Origin of the sequence: Pantoea sp. Sc1 (genome assembly GCF_000255315.1) — a bacterium.
In the GTDB taxonomy this organism is placed as follows: domain Bacteria; phylum Pseudomonadota; class Gammaproteobacteria; order Enterobacterales; family Enterobacteriaceae; genus Pantoea; species Pantoea anthophila.
Genome location: NZ_AJFP01000001.1, coordinates 1,411,631 through 1,430,036 on the forward strand (window position 1 = coordinate 1,411,631; position 18,406 = coordinate 1,430,036).

General features: G+C 63.7%; 1 protein-coding gene. It reads left to right on the forward strand.

Annotation, left to right across the window (positions count from 1 at the left end; translation table 11 throughout):
* Positions 1-690: 690 nt before the first annotated feature.
* On the forward strand, positions 691-18,387 hold the full coding sequence (locus tag S7A_RS06655) for an Ig-like domain-containing protein (protein WP_009089074.1): 17,697 nt from the start codon (positions 691-693) through the stop codon (positions 18,385-18,387).
* Positions 18,388-18,406 lie beyond the last annotated feature (19 nt).

Consider the following 18,406-nt stretch of genomic DNA (forward strand, 5'->3'; position numbering starts at 1 on the left):
ATCTATGGCCGTCGCGCCTCTTATCAGCAGGGGTGCAGCACCCTCATCAATATGACAAAACCGGGAGTTTACCGATTTTTAATGCGCTGCGGATTTTTTCCAGAACTTTCCTGGCAGGACGGGACGCCGCGCAGGTCGACTTAACTCAAATTTCAGTGCCGTTTTCAACGGGTTGTCTGCTTAAACGAAGCTGTCGTCCCGGTGGGAAATGCTGGCTGAATCGCATAACTAAAAAAATCTTTTCAGCGCCCTGAAGTTCTCAGAATGGCGATATTTTAGCCGTTTTGTGACATTTATGGAAACATCCCGCCACAAATTGACATGAAAAATCAAGGGCAAAGCGTTATTTCATGAACGTTTTATAGCAAGACTGACTTATGTAATAAAGATTAAATCATAATTAAATCTGTACATTGGTGTTGATTTTCAGCACGTTTAGGATAAAAGTTATTTTGTCAGAACCGCTACGTTTCGCGTCCGTCTGTACAACTTAATCTAACAATAAAAGCGTTGTTTTCTGCCCGGACCAGGATCTGCGGCACCGCTTGGCTTTGCCCTTACTACATACACCAGGTTAACGCGCCCGCTGTTTTTCAGTGGGTGGAACTAAGTGTGAATATCGTAAACGTAAAATAAATTTATGTTTACGGATTCAGTATATTAGCTAATCTGGTGGAGTAGAGGTTACAAATGGCAGAACTCACGCAAGGCCGTGTAGACATCATCTCGCGCGAAAACGGCACGCTCATCTCGCAGGCCACTCCCGGTTCATCACAATCCATTAACCTCACCGAGCCCAGCGTCGTGCGCATCAATGGCACCCGCGAACTGGTCACGCAATATGAGCGCCAGGGAAATGACCTGGTCCTGCACATGCGTGACGGCAGCACCGTCCGCTATCAGAAATTTTTTGTTGATGATGCCGAGGGTAATCACAGTGAGCTGGTGTTCGATGATGGGGTCAATCCACCGGAACATGCCCTGTTCCCGCAGACCGCAGAAGGCACTGAACTGGCCTCCGGTTCCGTCACACCAACCTACGAATCACTGGAGAGCGTCGAGCCACTGCTGCTGGCCGATAACACCAACGCCTCGATGGGTGTGATCACCGCGGGCGGTCTCGGCGTACTTGGCTTAGCCGGGCTGGCCGTGGGTCTGGGGGGTGGCGGCGGAGGCGGTGGCGGCGGAAATGACGGCGGCAGCGATCCCGGTACCGACCCTGGCACTGACCCCGGCACGCCAGGTACGCCAGGCAGCCCCGCCATCACGCTCAACACCTTTGCCGGCGATAATGTGCTGGATAATGCCGAAAAAACCACCGATCAGCTGCTGAGCGGTTCCACCAGCAATGTCGAAGCGGGACAGGTTGTCACGGTGACCCTGGGCGGCCAGACCTACAACACGACGGTGGGCGCTGACGGCAGCTGGAGCGTGACCGTGCCTGCTGCCGCGCTGGCGGCCCTGGCCGCCGGCTCTGCCACGATCGCGGTCAGCGTGACAAACGCAGCAGGCACCGCCGCCAGCGGGTCGCTGCCCATTACCGTGGCTGCTGCCGATCCGGGCACCCCTGCGACGCCCGGCATCAGCCTGAATCCTTTCGCCGGCGATAACGTGCTGGATAACACGGAAAAAACCACGCCGCAGACCTTATCCGGCAGCACCAGCAATGTCGAAGCCGGACAGATTGTTACCGTCACGCTCGGCGGTCAGACCTACAGCGGCACCGTTGCCGGTGATGGCAGCTGGAGCGTGACCGTGCCTGCTGATGCGCTCGCAGCGCTGGCATCAGGCACCACCACGGTGACGGCCACGGTCGCGAATCAGGCGGGTGCCTCCGCCAGCGGCAGCCTGAGCGTCAGTGTTGCAGCCCCTCTGACCCAGCCGGGGACGCCGGTCATTACCATCGATCAGTTTGCCGGCGATGACATTCTCAGTAATCCGGAGAAAAACAGCGCCCAGACGCTGAGCGGCTCTACCACCAATGTGGAAGCGGGACAGGTTGTCACGCTGACGCTGGGCGACCAGACCTACAGCGCTGTGGTCGATGCCCAGGGCAACTGGAGCATTACGCTGCCGTCTGCCGCGCTGAATGCCCTGGCCGCCGGAACGGTCACGATCTCCGCAGTAGTCACCACCCAGGCGGGCATTGAAGCCAGCGAAAACCGCGCGATCAGCGTCGATACGCCCGCCGTCCCGGGCGCGCCCGCCCTCACGCTGGATGATTTTACCGGCGACAATCAGCTGACTAACGCAGAAAAAACCAGCGATCAGACCGTGACCGGCAGCACCAGCAATATTGAAGCCGGACAGATTGTTACCGTCACGCTGGGCGGTCAGAGCTACAGCGGCAGCGTGGATGCGCAGGGCAACTGGAGTGTCACGCTGCCCCAGGCGGCCCTGAGCGCCCTGGCGGCTGGTGAAACCACGCTGACGGTGTCAGTCAGCGATGCAGCCGGTAACACCGTGACCAGTAGCCTGCCGATTACGGTAGAGGCCCCGGTGACACAGCCGGGCGGCGTTACCCTGACCATCGATCAGTTCGCCGGGGATGACATCCTGAGCAACGACGAAAAAGGCACGGCGCAGACTCTCTCAGGCAGCACCACCAATGTCGAAGCGGGGCAGACGGTAACCGTTACCCTGGGGGGACAGACTTACCTCGGCACCGTGGATGGCAGCGGAAACTGGAGTGTGATTATCCCGGCCGCTGGCCTGAGCAGCCTGCCTGCGGGCAGCAATGCCATCAGCGTTACGGTCAGCAACCTCGCGGGGGTAACCGGCAGTGAAACCCGCGATATTGCGGTGGAAGCGCCCGCTACTGAACCTGGCGTGCCGGGGCTGATCCTGAATGATTTTGCCGGCGATAACCTGCTGAGCAACGACGAGAAGACGGTCGATCAGGCGGTCAGTGGCACCACCACCAATATCGAAGCCGGGCAGGTGGTCACGGTCACACTGGGCGGCCAGACCTACAGCACCACCGTGCAGGCGGATGGCAGCTGGAGCGTCACGGTGCCCGCCACGGCGCTCTCCGCGCTGGCAGCAGGCACGACCACGCTGACGGTTGCCGTCAGTAATGCGGCGGGCGATAGCGTGACCGCAACGCAGCCGATCACGGTAGACGCCCCGGCGACGCAGCCGGGGGCCGCCACGCTGACCCTTGACGCCTTTGCCGGGGATGACATCCTCAGCAACAGCGAAAAAGCCAGCGATCAGCTGCTGACCGGTAGCACCACCAATATCGCAGAGGGCCAGCAGGTTACCGTCACCCTGAACGGGGAAACCTTTACCGCCACGGTCGGCGCGGATGGCAGCTGGAGCCTCACGGTGCCGGCCAGTTCACTGGCGGCGCTGGCGGCAGGCAGCGCCACCCTGAGCGCCACGGTAACGGATCAGGCGGGAAACCCGGTCAGCGAAACGCGTGACTTCCTGGTGGAGTCCTCGGGCACCGCACCAGGCAACCCGACGCTGACCCTGAATGCCTTTGCTGAAGACAACGTGTTAAGCAACGAGGAGAAGCTGGAGGCGCAGGCCATCTCCGGCAGCACCACCAACGTCGAGGCGGGCCAGATTGTGACGGTTACGCTGGGTGGACAGAGTTACAGCGGAACGGTCAGCGCTGACGGCAGCTGGAATATTGCGATTCCGGCCGATGCGCTGGGCGCCCTGGCAGCAGGCCCGGCCTCACTGGTGGTGACGGTCAGCAATGCAGCCGGTACCTCTGTCAGCGACACGCTGGGCATCGTCGTTGAAGCCCCGGTGACCGAACCGGGCCAGCCGGTCATCACCCTCAATCAGTTCGCCGGTGATGATGTGCTGAGCAACGACGAGAAAGCCAGCGACCAGCTGCTGAGCGGCAGCACCAGCAATGTTGAGGCGGGTCAGGTGGTGACGGTGACGCTGGGCGACCAGAGTTACAGCGCCACCGTCGGGGCCGATGGCAGCTGGAGCCTGACCATCCCCTCCAGCGCCCTGGCCGCCCTGGCGGCGGGCAACGCGACCTTCAGCGCCAGCGTAACCACCCAGGCGGGTGTGGTCGCCAGTGAAGATCGGGTCATTGTGGTCGAAGCCTCACCGGAGCCGGGCGTACCAACGCTGACGATCGCTATTTTTGCCGGCGACGACCTGCTCGACAACAGCGAAAAAGCGCTGGACCAGACGCTGTCAGGCAGCACCAGCAACGTAGAGGCGGGCCAGACGGTCACCCTCACGCTGGACGGGCAGACCTACAGCACCACCGTTCAGGCGGATGGCAGCTGGAGTCTGCCGATCCCGTCCGCTGCGCTGAGCGCACTGGCGGCGGGCACCACAACCCTGGTCGCCAGCGTGACCACGGCGGCGGGCGTTTCAGCCAGCGGCAGCCGGGATATCAACGTCGCGCCTGCCGCAGGCGAACCGGGCGTGCTCACCATCGCTGAGCCCCTCAGTCTCGACGGTTTCCTGAACCAGCAGGAGGCCGACAGCGATCTGATCATCAGCGGCTCGGCACTGGGCGTTAACCCCGGCCAGACGGTGCTGGTGGCCTTCAACGACAACACCTACAGCGCGGTGGTAAACAGCAACGGCTTCTGGAGCGTCACCGTTCCGGCCAGCGACCTCACCGGCATCACCGACGGGACAAAACTCATCTCCGCAACGGCCACCGATGCCAGTGGAGCGCTGCTGACCGACGCCGCCCAGCTCAATGTGGTGGTGAACACGCTGCCGCAAATCACCCTGGATGAGAGTGCGATCAGCGATGGCATTCTGAATCAGGCGGAAGCGGGCAGCGACCTGACGATCGGCGGAAACACCGGTAAAGCCGTGCCGGGCCAGCAGGTCACCCTGGAACTCAACGGGAAAACCTACAGCACCACGGTGAATGAGGACGGCAGCTGGAGCCTGACGCTGCCCGCCGCCGTTCTCGCCTTACTGCCGCAGGGCGCTAACACGCTGACACTGACCGCGATTGATGAGGCGGGTAACCGTGTCGACCAGACGCTGGACTTCAGCGTCGATACCCTGCCACCGAATCTGATTGTGGCGGCGGTGGCAGGCGGAGATGGCATTCTTAACGGCGCTGAAGTGGCGGCGGGCGTGCCGGTCAGCGGTTCAGGTGCCGCGCCGGGCGACGTCGTCTCGGTCACGCTGAATAACCTGATCTACAGCGCCACGGCAGATGCACAGGGCAACTGGACGGTGGATCTGCCCGCGGAGGATCTGCAGACGCTGGCTGAGGGCAGCAGCTATACGCTGGTGGTCACCCTGACGGATGCCAGCGGCAATACGGTCAGCCAGTCGCAGACGCTGGCCGTCAGCACCCTGTCGCCGGACGTGTCAGTTAACGCGCCGGGCGGTGACGGTGTGCTGACCAGTAATGAACTGACCCAGCCGCTGCTGATCAGCGGAACCGGCACGCCAGGCGATCGGATTACGGTTGAGTTAAACGACAAAACCTACAGCGCGCTGGTTGACGACAATGGCAACTGGAGTGCGCAGGTGCCGGTGGCCGATCTGGGCACGCTGACCAGTCAGACCTACCCGGTGACGGTCACCGTGACCGATCCGGCGGGCAACAGCAGCGTCGAGAACACGTCACTGCGGGTTGCCACCGCAGTGCCTGCGCTGACGCTGGATGCGATCAGCGACGATGGCGTCATCAACGTCATTGATGCACAGCAGCCGCTGATCGTCAGCGGAAGCGGCGACGCGGGCGATACGATCAGCGTGACGCTGAATAACCAGACCTACACCGTCGTCGTGGCGGAGGGGGGCCGCTGGAGCGTCACCATTCCGGCATCCGACCTGGCCGCTGTTCCTGACGGAACACAGCCGCTGGCAGTGGTGGCAACGGATGGTGACGGGAATACCACGCTGATCAACAGTGCCCCGATCTTTGCGACCACGCCGCCGCAGCTGACCGTCTCCACACCGGGCAGTGATGGTTACATCAATATTGCGGAACATAGCCAGGATCTGACGATTGACGGACGCGGAGGCGTGCAGGGCGACACGGTTTCGGTGAGTTTCAATGGCGAAACCTACACTGCCACCGTGGATACCAGCGGCGCGTGGCAGGTTACGGTGCCTGCGGCGGTCGTCAGCCAGCTGGGCGATGCCCGCTATCCGGTGGATGTGGTGCTCAGCGACGCGTATGGCAACAGCAGCAGCGTCGCCTCCAGCGTGACGGTACTGGCGGCCGCATCGCCGGTGCTGACCCTGGATCCTGTGACCGGCGACAACCAGATCGACAGCGCGGAACAGCGTGTTGATACACTCATTACCGGCAGTGTGACCGGCGTACCGGCAGGCCAGCCGGTCGTGGTAACCATCAACAACCAGTCTTATGAGGGCGTGGTACAGGCAAACGGAAGCTGGAGCGTGACGCTGCCTGCCGGATCGCTGGGAGGCGCGGGCGACAAGCCCTTTACCGTGGCGATCACCGATGTGGCTGGCAACCCGGCGCAGCCCGCGCAGGGGCTGATCACCGTGGTCACCAGCGACACGCCGCTGCTGTCGATTGCACCGATAAGTGAAGATAACGCGCTGAATGCACTGGAAGCGCAGAGCGATCTGATCCTCAGCGGCAGTTCCGCCAGTCTGCCTGAAGGCAGCCCGGTCAGCGTGACGCTGGTGCCGGGCGGGACCGTTTACAGCACCACCATCGATCCGGACGGTAACTGGACGGTTACCGTGCCCGCCGCCGATCTGGCGAACCTGTCGCAGGGTGACACCACGGTGACCGTTACTTCCGGCGACGTGCAGAGCAGCCAGACGCTGCTGGTGGCAACCACACCGCTGGCAGCCCCGCAGATTGATACCCCCTTCACTGACGGCATCCTCAGCAATAACGAGGTCACCGCGCCGCAGACCCTGACCGGTTCCGTCACGGAAGGCCAGGCCGTCAGCGTCACTCTGGGCGGCGTCAGCTATCCGGCAACGGTCGCGGCGGATAACACCTGGAGCGTCACGCTGCCGCCGGAAGCGCTGCAGGCCCTTGCTCAGGGCAGCAACCCGATTACCGTAACGGTGAGCGATAGCGCGGGTAACAGCACCAGCATCAGTGAACCGCTGACGGTGGATACCGGCACACCGGCGCTGACCGTGAACCCGATTGCCACCGATGGCGTCATTAACGCGGCGGAAGCCGCCGCCGACCTGATCGTCAGCGGTACCGCTGCGCCGGGCAGCAGCGTCAGCCTTCTGCTGGGCGGCGAAACCTATAACGCCGTCGTGGCCGCCGATGGCAGCTGGAGTGCAACGCTGCCCTCCGACGATCTGAGTCAGCTGGCCGATGGCCGTTACGATCTCAGCGTCACCGTAACTACCGTGGGCGGCAACGTCGCCACCACGCCGGTGCCGGTTACCGTCGACACCAGCGTGCCGGACTTCAGCATCAATCCGCCAGCGGGTGATGGTGTGCTGAACCTTGCTGAACAGGCGGCCGGGTTCAGTTTCAGTGGTGCAGGCAGTGAGGGCGACCAGGTGAGCCTGACCCTGAATGGCGTGACCTACACCGGCACCGTCGGCGCAGACGGTCTCTGGACTCTGGCCGTGCCGCCTGCGGCACTGGCCGGTCTGGCCAGCGGCAGCAGCTATCCGGTTGTGGTGACGGTGACCGATGCAGCCGGTAACAGCAGCAGCCAGAACAGTTCGCTGACCGTCGACACGACGCCGCCTCCGCTGGTGGTTGCGCCGATCAGCGAGGATAACGCGCTGAGCGTCGGCGAACTGGCAGAGCCGCTGGTGGTCAGCGGCAGCGGACAGAACGGCGACCTCGTGACGGTTCAGCTTAATGGTCAGACTTACAGCACCACCGTCGCGGTGAACGGTCAGTGGACGCTGGAGATCGCGTCTGGCGATCTGGCAGCGCTGCCGTCCGGCCCGAATCCCGTCACGGTGACCGAAACGGACGCCAGCGGAAATCAGAGCAGCCAGGTGGTGGATCTCAATGTGGCCACCTCGCCAGCGGTGCAGCCGCAACTGAGCGTCGACAGCAGCACCTTTGCCGGTGACGGTATCGTCAACGCCGCGGAGCAGTTACAGCCGATTACCCTGCGCGGCAGCAGCCTCAACGTTGAGCCGGGTCAGCAGGTCACGGTTTCACTGAACGGCACCGATTACAGCGGGGTGGTTGAGGCGAGTGGCAACTGGAGCATCATTCTGCCAGCGGGCGCGCTGGCGGATCTGGGCGAGGGTAGTCAGACGCTGATTGTCAGCGTGAACAACGCCGTCGGTAACAGCGCCAGCGCGCCGCTTAACTTCAGTGTGGACAACACACTGCCCGCGATTGCGCTGGCACCCGTCAGCGACGATAACTATCTGAATGCAGGCGAGCTGAACGGCCCCGTCGTCGTCAGCGGCAGCAGCAGCGGTCTGCCTGCGGGAAGCCTGGTCACCGTTGACGCCAACGGGACGCCGTTCACCACCACGCTTAACGCTGATGGCAGCTGGAGCCTGACATTACCGGCAGGCACCTTCAGCGGCGTGGCTGATGGGCCGCAAACCCTGACCGCCACCGTCAGCGATGCAAACGGCCAGCCGCTGGCGACCACTGACACCACCCTGACGGTCGTGGCCAGCGCGCTGCCGGTCGCGACGCCGGGCGTGGCCTTTGATGATGGCATTGTGAATAGCGGGGAAGCCGCAACCGGGGGAGCTATCACCGGTAACACCGGCGTAACGGGTGACGGTCAGACGGTCACCATTACGCTGGATGGCGTCAGCTACAGCGGCACGGTCGATGCTGCGGGTAACTGGCAGGTCACGGTTCCGGCTGGCGCACTCACTGCGCTGCCGCAGGGCGACACGGCATACAACGTCGTGGTCAGTGATGTGGCGGGCAACAGCAGCCAGGCGACAGGCACGCTGCGGGTCGATACGCTGCCGCCGGTGCTGACCGTTGTCACGCCGTCCGACGGCATCATCAACGCCGCTGAAAGTCAGCAGCCGCTGACGCTGAACGGCAGCAGCGAAGCCAATGCCCTGATTGTCGCCAGCTTCAACGGCACCAGCCTGAGCACCACCGCTGACGCCAGCGGCAACTGGTCGCTGACGCTGCCCGCCACCGTCTACAGCGGGCTGGTTAACGGCAGCTATCCACTGACGGTTACCGCCAGCGATGCGGCCGGCAACGCCACCACCACCAGCCGCGATCTGGCGCTGAAAGTGGAGGCGGGCACGCTGCCGACGCTGACCCTGGATGCCTTTGCCGGCAACAATGTGGTCGATGGCGCGGAACGCCTCACCGACCAGCGGCTGAGCGGTACGACAACCAATGTTGAGGCGGGCCAGCTGGTGACCGTCACGCTTGACGGAACGGTCTACAGCGCCGCCGTCCAGGCCAGCGGGGCCTGGAGTCTGATTGTGCCAGCCGGCGCGCTGGCTGCGCTTGCCGATGGCAGCGCCACATTTACCGTTGCGGTCAGCGACGTGGCGGGTAACACCACCACCAGCAACCTCGCTTTCGACGTCAACAGCAACGCGTCTGGTCTGGCGCTGGATGCCATCAGCGAAGATAACTACCTCAATGCGCAGGAGCTGAGTCAGCCGCTGATTGTCACCGGCACTGCGGTAAACGTGCCGGCGGGCAGTACCGTCACGCTGCTGTTCAACGACACCGCTTACACCGCCCAGGTTTCGGCCAGCGGGCGCTGGAGCGTTATCGTTCCGGCGGAGGCACTGACGGCGCTCGCCGATGGACCTTACACGCTGACGGTCACCGCGACCGACAGCGGCGGAGCAACTCTCAGCAGCGAAGCCACGCTCAGCGTACTGGCGACCGGCCTGCCGGAACCGCTCATCGTCTCGGCGTTTGGTGATGGCGCGCTCAACAGCGGCGACGTTACCGCGGCACAGAGCCTGAGCGGCACCACCGGCGTAACGGGCGACGGACAGAGCGTCAGCGTGCTGCTGAATGGCGTGACCTACACCGGCACCGTCGACGGCAATGGCAACTGGCTGGTGACCGTTCCCGCGACGGCGCTGGCTGACCTGCCGGAAGAGACCCTCAGCTACACCGTCACGGTGCAGGATGCCGCTGGTAACACAGGCAGCACCCAGGGCAGCGTCACGGTGGATCTGACGCCACCGACGCTGACGCTGGCGGCCGTCGCGGATGATGACATTGTGAATATCGCAGAGAGCACCGGACCGATCGTGCTCAGCGGGACGACCAGCGCCGAAGCCGGACAGACGGTCTCCATCACCCTCAACAACCAGCGCTATACCACCACCGTGACTCAGGATGGCGACTGGAGCCTGACGCTGCCAGCCGGTGCGCTGGCCGGTATCCCGGCCGGGGCCTATACCCTGACGGTAACAGTCAGTGATGCGGCGGGTAATCCGGTGACGGAAACCCGCGACATTACGCTGGCGACCGGCGCGCTGTCGGTGACGATTGATACCCCGTTCGGCAACGGTTATCTGAACCAGAGTGAGACCGGGGTCAGTCAGACCCTGAGTGGCAGCACCGGCGTCACCGGTGAGGGGCAGACGGTCACCGTCTCCCTGGGTGGCGAAGACTATCCCGCCACGGTGGATGCACAGGGCAACTGGACGCTGACCCTGACGCCGGAGGCGGTGCAGACGCTGGATGAAGGGGTGAATACCCTGGTGGTGAATGCCAGCGATGGGGCCGGAAACAGCGGTTCGCTGACCAGTGCGGTCACGGTGGATCGGACGCCGCCTGCGCTTAGCCTGGACCCGATCAGTGGCGATAATATTGTTAACGCTCTGGAAGTGCTGGAAGCCGTTACCATCAGCGGCAGCGCGTCAGCGGAGGATGCCGGACAGACGGTCACCGTCACTTTCCAGAACAGTAATTACACCACTCTGGTGCTCTCTGATGGCAGCTGGCAGGTGACGCTGCCGGCCAGTGTGATGCAGGGGCTGACCGATGGCGGCTACCCGGTCAGCGTGACGCTGACGGACGCGGCAGGCAACAGCAGCAGCGCGACCGCCACCCTGACGCGTGATGCAGACAGTGCCGGCCTGCCGACCCTGACGATCGGGCCGATCAGCGGCGACAATTTCCTGAATCAGGCTGAGTCGCTGCAGGATCTGAGCATCAGCGGCAGCAGCACCAATCTGGCCGAGGGCCAGCTGGTCACAGTGACGCTGAACAACGTTCAGTACAGCGGCACGGTGACACAGGATGGCAGCTGGACGGTGACCGTGCCGGCCGCCGATCTGGGCGCGCTGCCGGATGGCGATCAGCTGCTGGTGGTGGTCTCTGCGGATGCCTCCGGCAACCCGGCCAGCAGCAGCGCCTCACTGGTGGTGCTGGCCAGCGCCCAGGCGCAGCCGACGCTGACCCTGGACGTGGTGGCAGGGGATGATGTGATCAATGCCAGCGAGGCCGCCGCGGATGTGGTGGTCAGCGGTAGCAGCACCCAGCTTGCAGCGGGCACCCCGGTGACCGTGTCGTTTAACGGCACGGACTATGTGACGACGCTGGACGCTGACGGCAACTGGACGGTGACTCTTCCCTCCACCGCCTTTGCCGGCGTGACGGCGGGCAGCACGGAGACCCTTACCGTGACCGCCAGCGACATTGCCGGGAATCCGGCCACCGCCAGCCAGACGGTGACGTTCAGCACCACACCGCCAGCACTGACGGCGATCACCGTCAGTACGGGTGACACCCTGAACTTTGCAGAGTCGCTGGAGGATATCAGCGTCAGCGGTTCCACCACGGGGGCCCTGCCGGTGACGGTGACGCTGAATAATGTCAGCTACAGCACCACGGCCGATGCCGACGGTAACTGGTCCGTCACCATCCCGTCAGCCGATCTGCAGCAGCTTGCAGATGGTGCTAACGCGATCGCGGTTTCCGTCACCGACGCGGCGGGCAATACCACCACGGATACCACCACCTCGCTGGACGTGGCGTTTAATACGCTGCCTGCGCTGACGCTGGATACGCCGTTTGGCGATGCGCTGGTCAGTGCTGCGGACGCTGCGGGCGCGCTCACGCTGAGCGGCGACAGCACCAATCTGCCGGAGGGCAGCCTGATTAGCATCACCATTGGCGGGCTGGACTTCAGCACCACGACCAATGCCAGCGGCAACTGGACGCTGAATCTGGCCGCGGGCGCGCTGTCAGGGCTGGACGATGGCGTGACCGACGTGGTGGTGACTGCCACCGATGCAGCAGGCAATCCGGCCCAGGTGACCGCCGGGGTTGAGATCCTGCAGGCTGCGCCGGATAACGCCACCTTTGACAGCACGTTGTTCGGCGACAACATCATTAACATCAGTGAAGCGGGTGTCGTTCAGCTTGTCACCGGGACATCGGACCCTCTCCCGGGCCAGACCCTGAGCGTGACGGTGAGCGATCAGAACATCCCGCTGTCCGTAACGGTGGATGCCAGTGGCAACTGGACAGCCAGCCTGACGCCAGAGGTGATCGCCAGCCTGGGGGCGGGTGAACAGACGCTGACTCTCACCACCACCGATCGGGCAGGCAATACCAGCGTCACGACCCAGACATTTGTCTCAGCGATTACGCCGATTGCGGCGCCCACGCTGGACACGCCCTTTACCGATGGAAGGCTCAATGCGGATGAGGCGGCCGCAGGGGGTTCACTGAGCGGCGCGGTCAGCATTGATAACGCGGCGTCGGTGACGGTAAATGTGAATGGCTCCGTCTACGCCGCCCAGCTCAGCGAGGATGGGACGCGCTGGTCGCTGGCGCTGTCACCGGCGCTGTTGCAGTCTCTGCCGGATGGCAGCTGGCCGGTGACGGTGACCGTCACCGATGAGGTCGGCAACATTGCCAGCACCAGCGGCAGCCTGCTGGTCGCCGTTAACGCGCTGCCGGACGTCACGCTGAACCTGCCGTTCGGGGATGGTGCGCTGAATGCTGAAGAAGCGCTCAGTGAACAGACGCTCAGTGGCACCACCGGCATTACCGGTGCCGGGCAGACGGTCTCGGTACTGATTTCAGGCTTTAACGGCGATGCGCCGCTGACGGCCACGGTGCAGGACGATGGCAGCTGGTCTCTGGCGCTGTCGCCTGCGCAGTTAAGCACCTTCACCAGCGGGGCGCACACCGTCACCGTGACCGCCACCGATGTCGCCGGTAACAGCGACACGACGGCGCTGAGTGTGGTAACGGAAGTGGCGGTGCCGGTGCCGACCTTCAGCCCGGATGCCTTTGGCGGCGACGGCCTGCTTAACATCAGTGAAGCGGCGGCTGGCGTGACCCTGACCGGCACCACCGGCAGCGTCGGGGCAAACCAGGCGGCCAGCATTACCGTTGATTTCAATGGCAGCCGTTATTCGGGTGTCGTTGACAGTAACGGGAACTGGCGCGTCACGATCCCTGCTAACGCGCTGAGTGCCCTGGATGATGGCGCGCAGACGCTGACGGTGAACGTGGTGGATGCGGCGGGCAACAGCGCCTCGGCGCAGCTGCCGTTCACCGCCGATCTCAGCGCACCTCAGCCTGTGCTCAATCCGGACTACTTCGGGGGCTATGTTAATGCGGCTGATGTGGCAGGCGGCATTACCCTGGGCGGCACCACGGGTGTCAATGAGACGGTGCAGCTCACGCTGGCAGGCACAGTCTATACCGCGACTGCGGATGAGAACGGCAACTGGTCGGTGCCGCTGACGACGGCGCAGCTTTCCGCGCTGGCAGATGGCACCTATCCGGTCCTCATCACGGCCACGGACGCGGCGGGTAACAGCACGACGCTTAACAGCGCCTTTGTGCTGGACAAAACCCCACCCGTGCTCACTGCCTCGGCGTTCACCGGCGACAACGTGCTGAACTACGCGGAGAGCATTCAGCCGCAGACGCTCACTGGCACCGCAACGGGAGCAGGGACGGGCGCAGTGGTCACCGTCTCGCTGAATGATACCCCGCTTGGCACGGCGATAGTGGCGGCCAACGGCAACTGGAGTCTGACGCTGACGCCAGAGCAGATGGCCACCTTCGGGCCTTCCACCACGCTGGCCTTGTCGGTGACCGATCTGGCAGGCAACCTCGCCACCGGCTCCGTTCCGCTGACGGTCGATCTGACCCCACCGCCAGGCCCGCTGGTGACACTGGGCACAGTGTCGGGCGATAACATCATCAGCACCCAGGATGTCGCGGGGGGGGTGGTGGTGAGTGGCACCTCGGCCAATCTCGGCACAGGGGGCACGGTGACGGTGCTGATCAATGGCACGAGCTACCCCACCACGCTGGATGCGTCAGGCAACTGGTCAACGGCGACCCTGCCGGTCAGCGCGTTTGGCGAAACAGATGGCAGCGCGACCGTCACGGTAAATGCGACGAACGGCACGGATACCGTCAGCGTCAGCAATAACATCGTGATTGACCTGACGCCACCGACGCTGAACCTGGATGCCTTTGCAGGCGACAATCAGGTCAACGGCAGTGAAAGTGCCACCAGTCAGACCATCAGCGGTACCGCCGATGTCAGCGAAGCCGGTCGCACCGTGCTGGTGACCTTTAACAACAAAACCTACAACGCGGTGGTGCAGGGGGATGGCAGCTGGTCGGCTACGGTGCCCGCCAGCGATATGCAGGCGCTCACCAGTGGCAGTTCGCTGCAGATCACCGCGCAGCTGGCGGATGTGGCGGGCAACGTGACCACGGCGACACAGACGGTCACCGTGGATACCGGGGCGCCCGTGTTGCAGGTGGATGCCCTGGCGGGCGATAACGTCCTCAATGCCACGGACCTGGTGACCACGCAGGTGCTCACCGGCAGTGCGCAGGGCGCAGAAGGTCAGACCATCGGCCTCTATCTGGGCGATGCCGCGCCGATTGCCACCGCCATTGTCGGAGCCGACGGCCGCTGGAGTATCGATCTGACGCCGGAGGTGCTGACGAACCTCACTGAGGGCGCGCTGGTCTTTGGCGTGCGGGTCAGTGACACCGCCGGGAACCAGACGGATGCCACGCTGACGGTCAACAAAGTGGTCAACAGTGCGCTGACGCTGGTCGTCGATTCGGTCTTCGGCGACGGCACACTCAGCGCGCTGGATACCACGGTGGCGCAGACCATCTCCGGGGTGGCGACCTCGGCGGGCGTGGGTGCGACGGTCTCCGTGGTGCTGGGCGGTACGACGCTCTCGGCAGCCGTGGGGCAGGATGGTAAATGGGCTATCGTGGTGCCGCCGTCGGTGCTGGGTCTGTTAAACGATGGTCAGCTGGCCGTTGACGTCACGCTGACGGATGCGGCAGGCAACACCCGTACCGTGGGTGAAACCGTCACCGCGATTGTCGATGCGGTGCCGGTCGTCGGCGCGCTCACCGGGCTGTTTGGCGGTGATAACCTGCTGAACATCGCGGAAGCCGCTGCCGGACAGGTGGTGGGTGGCGTCATCGACAATGCGGCGGTGGGTTCACAGGTCACCGTGACCCTGGGCAGCAGAAGTTACAGCACTACCGTGCAGGCGGGCGGTGCCTGGAGCGTTAACCTGCCGGCCAGCGATCTCACCTCGCTGCTGGATGGCAACCTGACGCTGGGCGTCAGCGTCCGGGATGTGGCGGGTAACGTCGCCTCCAGCAGTGCTACGGTCGGCATCTTCACCCAGACGCCATCCATCTCGCTGACTTCGCTGTTCGGGGATGGGGTGCTTAATCTGGCGGATATCGCGACCGGGCAGGTGATCAGCGGGGTGGTAAATAACGTCGCCCAGGGCAGTGTCGTCACACTCTCGGTGGGGAACAGCCAGCTGACGACTACCGTCGGCGCGGGCGGAGCCTTCAGCGCCACGGTCACACCGGATATCCTGGGCACCCTGGCGCAGGGGAATCTGACGGTAGGGGCATCGGTGACCGATGCGGCGGGTAACACCGCCAGCACCAGCGCCGGCATCCGCGTCGACACGCTGCTGCCGACCATCACCGTCAATCCGCTGTTTGGTGACGGTCTGCTGAACGTGGCGGATGCGCTGGTCACCCAGGTGATCGGCGGCGTGGTGGGCGGCGCGGAAGCGGGCTCGCGCGTGGTGGTCTCCGTAGGCGCCCAGCAGTTTGTGACGGCGACCGATGCGAACGGTAATTTTAACGTCTCGCTGACGCCGACGCTGCTGCAGGGCATTGCGGACGGCAATCTCACGGTGGGCGTGAGCGTCACCGACAGCGCCGGTAACACTAACAGCGCCACGGCGGGGGCACTGGTCGGCATTCACAACGTGCCGAAAGTGACGCTCAATCCGCTGTTTGGTGACGGGGTGCTCAACCTGGCCGAGTCGCTGGTCACGCAGACTATCAGCGGCACCGTCTCCGGCGTGGCCGCGGGCAGCAGCGTCAGGCTGGCGATTGGTAACACCACCGCGACCGCGCTGGTCAACGCCGACGGCACCTTCTCAACCACCGTCTCACCGGCCGTGCTCTCGACGCTGCTGAACGGTAACTTCACCGTCAGCGCCTCGGTCACCGATCCGGTCGGCAACGTCAGCAGCACCAGTGCAGGCGTTTCGCTGGGACTGGTTCAGCCGACCCTCTCGGTTAACACGGTATTCGGCGATGGCGTGCTGAGCGCGGCCGATCTGGCCTCAAACCAGACGCTGAGCGGCAGTTCCAGCCTCTCTGCGGGGTCAACCGTCAGCGCCACGCTGAATGGCATTACCTACACCACCAAGGTGGCCAGCGGCGGTAACTGGAGCATCAGCGTGCCGAAAGCGGATCTGGCTGCGCTGACGGACGGCAGCAAAACCGTGACGGTGACCGGCACGGATGCCTACGGCAACGTGGCGAATGCCAGCGGCTCGCTGAACGTCATCAGCCAGTCGACGCCGGTGGTGGCGATTACCTCGCTGTTTGGCGACGGCGCGCTCAGCGCGGCGGATGTGAAAACGGCACAGACCATCAGCGGCACCGCGAGTAACGCCGAGGGATCGGTGGTGCGGGTCACGCTGGGCGGCCAGACCTACAGCACCACGGTGAGCAGCAACGGCAACTGGAGCCTATCGGTTCCGGCGGCCAGCCTCGCCGCCATCGCGGATGGTCTGCAGACCGTGACGGCCAGCGTCACCAACGGCGCGGGCAGCAGCGGCACCATCTCCGCGTCGCTGGGTGTCGTCAGCCACACCACGCCAACGGTCAGCGTAAGCAGCTTCTTTGGCGGCGATGGCTACCTCAATATCGCGGAAGCCAGTGCGGCGGAAACCATCAGAGGCACCAGCACTAATGCGGCGGGCGGCACGGTGACGGTAAACGTGGCGGGTAACATTCTCACGACCACCATTGGTGCCAATGGCGCATGGAGCGTCAGCGTGCCGTCAGCGACGCTGAAAAGCATCCCTGATGGCAGCCGTCCTCTGACGGTGACGGTGACGGATATTGGCGGTAACACCGCCACCAGCACCAGCAGCTTTACCGCGCTGTCGCATAATCAGCCGGTCGTGGGGGTCGATCCGGTGCTCAGCCTCGTCGGTTCGCTGCTCACCGGTCTGGTGGTGCAGGGCGGATCGCTCAATGCGGCGCAGGGATCAAGAGTCAGCGTGACGCTGCTGCTCGCCAACGGCAGCAACGGCCCAACGCTGAATACCACCACCGACGCACTGGGGCGTTATGCCGTCAACTTCTCACCGTCACTGCTGTCGGTGGGTGGCCTGCTGCTGTCGCTCAACACGCTGGCAAAAGTGTCGATCACCGACGTGGCGGGTAACAGCTATACCACCACCAACACCCTGCTGCTGGGTTCTGTCCTGCCGGTCACCCTGGCCGCTACCGAGTCCGTGGCCCTGTTCTCGGTGGTGGATGACAGCGCCACGGTGGCCAGCACGGAGACGCAGCACAACAGCAGCACCAGCAGCGATGACGGCAGCGCCCATGTGGCCGTGGCCTCTACGCTGGTGACCGACGCGGATGTTGCGACGCCGGTCAGCAGCAGCCAGAGCGCCGTGGTCAGTGACACCGCGGTGGCTGCAGCCCCGGCCGAAGAGGCGGGTTACACCATTGGCGGGGTAGTCATTACGCTGGCGGATGGCAGCACGGCGCAGGGGGCCTCGGTTACCGGCAGCAGCGGCGCGGATACCGTGACGGTCAGTGACCTCAGCTTTACCCATATTGATGGCGGCGCAGGCACCGATACCCTGGTGCTGAACGGTGAGAACCTCACTTTGGATCTCACTGCGCTGGGCCTGAAAGTCGAACACATTGAAGTGCTCGATTTGGGTAAAACCGGCACCAACTCGGTGAAACTCGATCTCAATGAGGCACTCAATCTGACGGATAAACAGAGTGACGATTTGCTGATCAAAGGCGCGGACGGCAGTCAGGTGACTCTGGCTAACAGCAATGGCGGTATCTGGGAAGTGACCGGCGAACGGACGGTGGATGGCAGAGTCTTTGAGATCTACCACAACTCGGCGCTGACCAGTGATAACACCCTGGGGGATGTGCTGGTACAGCAGAACCTGCAGGTCCATGTGATGTAGCCACGACGTTGTCTGTCAG